The sequence below is a fragment of the Brevibacterium sp. genome (genome assembly GCF_031179145.1).
In the GTDB taxonomy this organism is placed as follows: domain Bacteria; phylum Actinomycetota; class Actinomycetes; order Actinomycetales; family Brevibacteriaceae; genus Brevibacterium.
This window is the reverse complement of record NZ_JAPSIB010000018.1, coordinates 96064-103813: the sequence shown is the minus strand read 5'-3', so window position 1 is coordinate 103813 and position 7750 is coordinate 96064. Positions and strand designations below refer to the sequence as shown.

Annotated in this window: 6 protein-coding genes; 4 read left to right on the top strand and 2 right to left on the bottom strand. The window is 68.7% G+C overall.

What is annotated here, in order from left to right; translation table 11 throughout:
• On the top strand, window positions 1-446 hold a 446-nt coding region (locus RIT73_RS13575; RefSeq protein ID WP_309132619.1), incomplete at its 5' end, for a helix-turn-helix domain-containing protein.
• Between the two features lie 63 nt (window positions 447-509).
• Here RIT73_RS13575 and RIT73_RS13570 read toward each other — a convergent pair.
• Window positions 510-1109, bottom strand: coding sequence for a TetR family transcriptional regulator (locus RIT73_RS13570; protein WP_309132618.1), 600 nt, complete (start codon window positions 1107-1109; stop codon window positions 510-512).
• A 118-nt stretch (window positions 1110-1227) separates the two neighbouring features.
• Here RIT73_RS13570 and RIT73_RS13565 point away from each other — a divergent pair, with 118 nt between their 5' ends.
• The 3 genes from RIT73_RS13565 to RIT73_RS13555 all read left to right on the top strand — a co-directional run bounded on the left by RIT73_RS13565 (window position 1228) and on the right by RIT73_RS13555 (window position 5609).
• Window positions 1228-2934, top strand: coding sequence for an amidohydrolase (locus tag RIT73_RS13565; protein ID WP_309132617.1), 1707 nt, complete (start codon window positions 1228-1230; stop codon window positions 2932-2934).
• Window positions 2935-3022: 88 nt separating this feature from the next.
• Window positions 3023-4429 carry an APC family permease gene (locus RIT73_RS13560; RefSeq protein WP_309132616.1) on the top strand — a complete coding sequence of 469 codons (1407 nt, stop codon included), beginning with the start codon at window positions 3023-3025 and terminating at the stop codon, window positions 4427-4429.
• Window positions 4430-4511: 82 nt separating this feature from the next.
• Entirely contained in the window at window positions 4512-5609 is a 1098-nt protein-coding gene (locus tag RIT73_RS13555) for an urea transporter (protein ID WP_309132615.1), read from the top strand.
• Here the strand turns inward: RIT73_RS13555 and RIT73_RS13550 are convergent.
• A complete protein-coding gene (locus RIT73_RS13550; RefSeq protein WP_309132614.1) occupies window positions 5582-7747 on the bottom strand; it encodes an iron ABC transporter permease in 2166 nt (721 codons plus the stop codon). The two genes, RIT73_RS13555 and RIT73_RS13550, sit on opposite strands and share 28 nt — an antisense overlap.
• Window positions 7748-7750: the final 3 nt, after the last annotated feature.

The window sequence follows — 7750 nt, the reverse complement described above, 5'->3', positions numbered from 1 at the left end:
GCGACACGACGATCCCCGCCGCCGCCTGGTTCCCCACATCCGATGACCTGGCCGGCCTGGACGATCTCACCACCGCCGCCGAGGCGCTCGACCGGTGGCTGCTGGCGTACGAGCCGGAGATGACCGAGAGCTACTGCCGGTTCCGGCGCACCCTCGAGGTGATGGAGGATCCGGAGGTGACCCACCTCGGCGAGCTGGCGCAGCGGACCGGGATGGGTGAGCGAACACTGCAGCGGATGTTCCAGGAGCACTGCGGAGTCGGCGTCAAACGCCTTCTCGTGCGGGCGCGGGTGAGGGACGCTGTCGCGGCCCTTGACCGCGTGTGGGACGGAACATTGGCCGAACTCGGGGCGAGCCTCGGCTGGTTCGACCAGTCGCACTTCAGCAATGACTTCCGCCGGGTCACCGGGTACCGGCCGGGGGAGTACATCAGCCGGGGAGGGTGAGACGCGACAAGCCAACCTGCGAACTACTTAGTAGGAGTACATCAGCAGGGGAGAGTGAGACGCTTATGACGGCGGGGCGCCCAGGCCCGCGGCCGCCGCACGCATCGCCGACTCCGCCGAGGCGACGTCGATGAGACTGTTGCCGCCGACGATGTGCAGACCGTACGCGTCCTCGAGTGCGACGAGATTCATCGCCAGCTGTTCGAGCGGGATCGTCGGGGTGAACGCCCCTGCCGCGACTCCCGATTCGAGCACCTCGCGGTAGATCCGCAGCTGCCGGGTGTAGAGGTTCTCGACCAGCTCGTCATGGATCTGCGACGTGCCGGCGAGGACGTCGAACTCGTAGAGCAGACGCATGAGGGCATCGTCAGGACCGCTCGGCAGCCCCTCCCGGATCGCAGCTCGCAGCTGCTCGCGCGGATCGGCGAGGGCGGCGATCACCTCGTCGCGGCGGTCGCAGAACCGGGCCACACCCGCGCGGTGCGTCTCGACGAGCAGATCGTCGAGGTCGTCGTAGTAGTAGAGGATCGCGCCCCTGGTCAGCCCGGCTCTGCGGGCGACATCGGCAAGCGACAGCGACCTCAGCCCCGACTCACCGACCGTCTGAAGAGTCGCGGCGATGAGCGCTTCCCGACGCTGCGCCTGATTCTTGGTACGTGCCATGCCTTGACAATAGCGCGTGCGCAGTGTGACAGTTGAACCAATTCTTTGACGCTTCTGTCAAAGAATGGAACCGCTCACTGCAACGACGCTTCGTACGCAACGATGCACGGATACGAGGATGACCATGCTTGACCTCCTGCTCACCGGCGCCAGAGTGCGCACCTTCGATCCCGCCCGGCCCTGGGCGGAAGCCGTCGGAGTCCTCGGTGGACGCATCGCCTACGTCGGCCCCGCGAGCGAGGCGCCAGATGCCAGGGACACCCGTCACCTCGGCGGCAATCTCGTCACACCGGGGATCATCGACAGCCACAACCACCTGCTGCTCGGGTTCGACCCCGATGCCGTCAGCCTCGAAGGAGCCGAGACTCTGACTCAGGTGCGGACTCGGATCGCCCGGCTCGCCGAGGAGCGCCCCGACCTCGACTGGGTGTGCGCGGAGAACGCCGTCTACTCGATCGTCGAGAACCGCCGCCCCCAGGCCTCCGACCTCGAGGGGCTCACCGACCGCCCCATCTTCGTCACCACCTACGACCAGCACTCGGTGTGGCTCAACCACGCCGCACTGTCGGCCCTGGGGATCACCGCCGGGGCGGACATCGCCTGGGGCAACCCCGAATACGACCGTGACGGCCGACCCACGGGCTGGGTCACCGACTTCTACACCTCGGCGATGACGAGCGACGGACTGGCCGCGCTCCAGCGGGACATTCCGATGTACTCACCCGAACGCCGGTACAAGAAGCTCCTCGGCAGCCTCGAGATGGCCACCCGCTCGGGAATCACGACGATCGTCGAACCCCAGGTGCCGATCGCCGAGATCGACCTCTTCGGCAAGGCCCTGCGTGAGGGGAAGCTGAGCTCGCGCGTCATCGCCGCGCTCTTCCACCCCGTCGACTCCGCCCCCGAGTTCCGGCAGGACCTGCGCACCGCCGTCGACGACGGCCCGAAGAGCGACCGGCTCCGGTTCGGACCGATCAAGCTCTATGCCGACGACGTCATCGAACCCCACACCGCGTGGATGCTCGAGGACTACGCCAACCGGCCCGGCCACCGCGGACATCCCTCCGTGCCGGTCGGCGAGCTGAGCCGGATCGTCACCGAACTCGACCGACTGGGATTCCAGACTCACACCCACGCCACCGGCGACGGCGGAATCCGACTGGCGCTCGACGCCGTCGAGGACGCCCAGCGGACGAACGGCACCCGGAATCGCCGGCACGGCATCGTCCACGTCGAGTGCCTGGACCCCGCCGATCTGCCGCGCTTCGCCGAACTCGGCATCACGGCGGCCATGCAACCCCGGCACGCCTCCCCGGACCTCATCGAAGGCACGTGGATGGACAACGTCGGTGAGCACCGCTGGGACCGCGCCTGGCGAGTGCGGTCACTCATGGAGTCCGGCGCCCATGTCGCACTCTCGAGCGACTGGCAGGTGGGGGAGATGGATCCCCTCGTCGGCATGTACTCCGCGCTCACCCGCGCCGGGCTCGACGGAGGAAGCGCCTGGACCCCGGGGGAGATCATCACCCTCGATCAGGCTCTGGCCGGCTACACCCGCGAAGGCGCGTGGGCCTGGCATGCCGAGGACAGCCTCGGCGTCATCAGCGTGGGCGCTCAGGCTGACCTCGTCGCCTGGTCGGCCGATCTCTACCAGCTCGACCCGGCCGGTCTGCTCGATCAGCAGGCGGAGCTGACGATCGTCGGCGGTGAGATCGTCCACGACGTGCATGCCACGGACACGGCGCTGCTCGGCCAGACCCGGATCGACGTCGCCGCGAAGACACTCAACCACGGGCACAGCTGCTCGGGACACTCCCACAGCTGAGCCGCCCGGGCGCCGTCGCTTCCGGCGGCGCCCGACCGGTGGCGGGCACCGATGCCCGTCACCGACATCGCAAACCGAAAGGTCAGTCATGCGAACCGATTCGACGAAGAACAGTTCGACCCACCTCAGCGAGGACGACGCTGTCGATCTCGACCACGGCGGCACCGGACGAGTGCTGCGCAGGCGACTCAAGCTGCGGCACATCGTCTTCCTGGGGCTCGCCTACATGGCTCCCCTGGCGGTGTTCGACACGTTCGGCATCGTCGCCGAGGCGACCGCTGGCCGGGTCCCGCTCGCCTACATCCTCATCCTCATCGCGGTGGCGATCACCGCATTCAGCTACGCGAAGATGTCGCGGTACTACCCGAAGGCGGGATCCGCCTACACCTACGCCAGGGAGACCATCAATCCGCATGTCGGGTTCATGGTCGGGTGGGCGGCAACGCTGGACTACCTGCTCCTGCCGATGCTCAATGCCCTGCTCGCGGCGATCTACATGGGCGCGGTCCTGCCCGCGGTTCCGGCCTGGGTGTGGGTGCTGTCGACCATCGTCATCTGCACCGTCCTCAACGTCGTCGGCGTCAAGCTCGCGGCGCAGGTCAACGTCATCCTCGTCGTCGTCCAGATCGTCGTGGCCGTGGCGTTCCTGTTCTTCGCCATCCGCAACATCGCGGCCGGAATCGACGGCGCAACCGTGAGCCTGCTGCCGTTCGACCCCAGCGGAGTGCCGACCGGAGCGCTGCTGGGCGGCGCGTCCCTGCTGGCTCTGTCGTTCCTCGGCTTCGACGCGGTGACGACGATGTCGGAGGAGGCGATCCACCCGAAGACCGACATCCCGCGGGCGATCATGATCATCGTCGTGGCCGCGGGCGTCTTCTTCATCGCCATCACCTACACGATGCAGGTGCTGTTCCCCGACGTCGCCGAGGTGGGAGACATCGTCGGCGCCTCACCGGAGATCGCGAAGTACATCGGCGGGGCCCTGTTCCAGGCGTTGTTCGTCGGCGGCTACATGTTCGCCGTCCTCGGCTGCGGGCTGACCCAGCAGATGAGCGCGGCCCGGCTGCTCTACGCGATGGGCCGTGACGGCACCCTGCCGAAGCGGATGTTCGGACGGGTCAACGCCCGCACCGGTGTGCCCATCATCAACGTCGTGTTCATCGCCGTGCTGGCCTGTTCGGCACTGTTCCTCGATCTCGCCTCGGCGGCCTCGCTCATCAACTTCGGCGCCTACATCGCCTTCGGCGCCGTCAACCTGTCGCTGATCTTCGCCACCGTGAAGTACCTTCGCCCCGCCGGGCGGATCGGGGTCTTCGCCGGGATCGTGCTTCCGGGACTCGGTCTGATCATCAACTTCGCCCTGTGGCTGAGCCTCGATGCGAACGCGAAGATCGTCGGCCTCGTGTGGGCCGTGGCCGGACTCGTGTTCCTGCTCGTGCGCACCCGCATGTTCCGCGAGCCGGCACCGGCGATGGCCGAACCCGACATGGACTGATCTCCCTCGCCGAGGTGGGACGGGTTACCATTCGTCAGTGGCTGTTCGGCCGCATCGAGAACTGGACAGACGAGGGATGGAAGTGATTCGGCGACCCGCTGCGTTCGACACCTACTCCGGCACTTTCGAGGCCACGGCGGCCATCGACCGGAGGAGTTCGCTCATGGGAGCCATCGACAGCTCCCTGCGCGGGATCGGCCAGGTCATCCTCATCAACAACCCCGTCACCGGCCTCATCTTCGTCCTCGGCATCTGTCTCCACTGGCCATGGGCCGCCGTTCTCACTCTCGCCTGCGCCGTCGTGTCGACCCTCGTGGCCACGATGCTGCACTACGACCACGAAAGCATTCGCAAGGGGCTGTACTCCTTCAACGGGACACTGTTCGGAGTGCTCGGGGCGGTGTTCCTCCTCGGCGAATGGGCGATCCATGCGGTCGTCATCTCCCTCTTCGCCGCGGCACTGTCGGTTCCGGTCATGAAGATCACCGTCGAGATCCTCGTCGTCAAGCTCGACGCCCCTGCACTCACCCTGACCTTCGCCCTGCTCGGCTCCCTCACCCTGCTGCTTCTGCCCGCCACCGCCAACGGCCGGGCCAACCTCGCCCTTCTCCAACCGGTGACACGGTCGGAGGCTCCCACCGATCCGGGCCTGCGCGAACAGCTCACCGGTCCGTCCGTCGGCCTGCTCGAGGGCCTGTTCCATGCGACGTTCCGGGGGATCGGGCAGGTCATGCTCATGGACTCCGTGCTCGTCGGCGTGTTCATCGTGCTCGGCATCGCCGCGGCCAGCCGCATCGGCGCAGTGATGGCGGTGCTCGGATCGTTGGCAGGAGCCCTGGCCGGCCTCGGCATCGGTGCCGACGGCTACTCCATCTACCACGGGCTGTGGGGCTACAACGGAGCGGTCGTGGCGGTCGGGCTCTTCGGCGTCGTCCTCGAAGTCCGGCGGATGACGTTCGTCGCGTCGATCGTCGCGGCCGCGGTGTCAGGACTGCTCTACGGCGCGCTCAGCCAACTGATGGCCCCCTGGGGCATCGTGCCGCTGAGCTTCCCGCTCGTCCTCGCGATCCTCGGCACCGTGTTCGCGCTCAGAGGCCTTCCGGACGTCATCGTGCCCCTCGGCGAGCACTCGACGGCGGAGACCCGGCGGGCCTACGCCTTGGAGCGGGCGAGGAGGTAGACGAAGTATGGGGCGCCGATGAGGGCGATGATGAGACCGGCCGGGATCTGCGCGGGGGCGATGACCGTCCGGCCGAGTGCATCGGCGAAGACCAGCCCACCGGCCCCGAGCAGCATCGCGACCGGGATGACGCGGGCATGCCGACCGCCGACGAGGGCGCGCGCAGCATGCGGCGCGACCAGGCCGATGAAGCCGACCACTCCGACAGCGGAGACGCTGAGTGCGGCGAGCAGGGCGGCGGTGACGAGCACCGCGAAGCGCACGGGTTCGCGGGCGACGCCGACGAGCTTCGGCGTGTCGTCGTCGAGGGCGAGCAGGTCGAGCTCGCGCGTCCACACGATCGCCAGCGGAATCGCGAGGACGAGGACGGCGAAGACCGGGACGACGTCGGCCCACACCCGTCCATAGGTGGAGCCGGACAGCCACGTGAAGATCTTCGGCGTGTCCCAGGGGTTGACGCTGACGAGCAGCATGGTTGTCAGCGCCGTGAAGCCGTACCACAGCCCGATTCCGATGAGCACGAGCCGGTCCGTGTTCATCCCGCCGCGCCAGGACAGGCCGTAGACGATGCCGAAGGCGAGGAAGGCGCCGATGACCCCGGCCACCGACACCATCGCGACGCTGGGTCCTGACACGAAGGTGACGACGATGACCGCGCCGAGGCCGGCCCCACCGGTGATGCCGAGCAGACCCGGCTCAGCCAGAGGGTTGCGGGCGCTGGCCTGGACGAACGTTCCCGACAGAGCCAGGGCCGCACCGGCGCACAGGGCGGCCGCGACGCGAGGGGCACGGGAGTCGAAGGCGAATGTGATGACCGGTGCCGCCTGGTCGCGCCACCACAGGACAAGGTCGCCGAGGAGATAGAATCGTTCGCCGGACAGCAGCGCGAGCAGTGCGACGGCGACGAGCAGCACGGTCCCGGTGGTGACGACGACGATGAATCGGAGCCGGCCGCACACCGTCCCGCGCGCCGCGGAACCGGGCTGAGCCGGGCCCGAGGAGCGCATGGTCCGGGCGAGTGCCACGAGAACGATGGCGCCGAGGATCGTCGTCGTCACTCCCGAGGGCAGGGTGATCGCCTCGTCGGCGCCGAGGATGGCCCGCAGCACAGCATCGGCGCCGATGACGATGATGGCTCCGACGAGCGCGGTCGCCGGGATCATCACCGCATGCCGGCCGAGGGCGGGAATCAGGCGGCAGAGGAGACGGGTGACGACGGGCGCGCACAGCCCGACGAACCCGATCGGCCCTGCCAGCGTCACTGCGGTCGCCGTGAGCACCACGGCCAGCAGGATCCCGATCGCGCGCGTCGAGCGGATCGGCACCCCGAGCACGGAGGCCGCATCGTCGCCGAGGCTGAGCAGGTCGAGGCGTCGGGAGAGGAGGATCGCTGAGAGGACGATGACGGCGATGACCGGGATGCTGCGCACGGCGGCGGTCCCGTCGAGCTGGTTGAGGGTGCCCGAGCCCCAGGCGAAGAGGCTCTTGGTCTCCTCTGCGAAGAGGATGAGCAGCGCCGAGGTGGCCGACTGCAGCGCCAGTGCGGTGGCGGTGCCGGCGAGGACGAGGCGGGTCGTCGAGGAGGCCGCACCCCCGGCCAGGCTCATCACCAGGGCGGCGGCGAGCAGTCCACCGACGAAGGCGACCGCTCCTGACGCCCACACCGGGATGGCCAGCCCGAAGGCGGCGACGGCGGTGACCGCGAAATGGGCACCGCCGGTCACGGCGAGGGTGTCGGGGGAGGCCAGCTGATTGCGGGCCAGCGGTTGGAACAGGGCCCCGGCCACGCCGAGGGCGACGCCGACGAGGATGCCGGCCCCCACGCGCGGGAGCCGGGATCCGAGCAGGACATCGAGGGCCGAGGGCCCCACCTCGGCGGGGGAGGCGCCGGTGAGCAGACCGAGCAGGTCCCGGAATCCGATCGCCGAGGTGCCCTGGGTGATGTGCCAGGCGGAGATGAGGGTGAGGGCGGCGAGCAGGACCACGAGTACGCCGGCCGCGGATGCGGCCCCGCCGAAACCGAGACGGCGCAGTGGCGGGGCCGAGCCGAACTTCGCCGAGGCGACCGTGTCCGAGAGTGCGGAACTCGAGGTTCTCGCGGTGCGGGCGGTCGCCTCGGCGGAGTCGTGTGCGGGCATGGA

Bases quoted from the DNA above. Each gene is read 5' to 3' on its own strand.
- RIT73_RS13570 (WP_309132618.1), bottom strand. From the start codon at position 1,109: ATGGCACGTACCAAGAATCAGGCGCAGCGTCGGGAAGCGCTCATCGCC.
- RIT73_RS13565 (WP_309132617.1), top strand. From the start codon at position 1,228: ATGACCATGCTTGACCTCCTGCTCACCGGCGCCAGAGTGCGCACCTTC.
- RIT73_RS13560 (WP_309132616.1), top strand. From the start codon at position 3,023: ATGCGAACCGATTCGACGAAGAACAGTTCGACCCACCTCAGCGAGGAC.
- RIT73_RS13550 (WP_309132614.1), bottom strand. From the start codon at position 7,747: ATGCCCGCACACGACTCCGCCGAGGCGACCGCCCGCACCGCGAGAACC.